This is a genomic window from Streptomyces sp. WAC06614, assembly GCF_003949795.1.
Classification (GTDB): Bacteria; Actinomycetota; Actinomycetes; order Streptomycetales; family Streptomycetaceae; genus Streptomyces.
In genome coordinates this window covers 1-274 of sequence record NZ_RPRY01000807.1, presented here as the reverse complement: position 1 = coordinate 274, position 274 = coordinate 1, and the positions used below count along the sequence as shown (strand labels likewise).

1 protein-coding gene is annotated in these 274 nt (G+C 79.6%); it reads right to left on the bottom strand.

Annotated elements, in window-relative coordinates; all coding sequences use genetic code 11:
- Positions 1-274, bottom strand: a 274-nt coding sequence (locus tag EF918_RS36585) for a phosphopantetheine-binding protein (protein WP_148141394.1), incomplete at both ends; no start/stop codon positions are given.

Below are 274 nucleotides of genomic sequence, written 5' to 3'. Positions count from 1 at the left end.
GTCCACCGCCGGCCCGTCCGGCCCCGGCCCGTACGCCCCCGCCCGGCCGAGGGCGCCGAGCCGGCGCGCCAGCGCGGCCGCGGTCGGTGCCGCGAACAGGTCCCGTACGCCGGCCCGTACGCCGAGTTCGGCGCGGATCCGGCCGATCACCCGGGTGGTGAGCAGGGAGTGGCCGCCCAGGGCGAAGAAGTCGTCGTCCGCGCCGACGCCGGACACCCCCAGCACCTCGCCGAAGATCCGGCACAGGACCGCCTCCCGGGCATCGGCGGCCGGC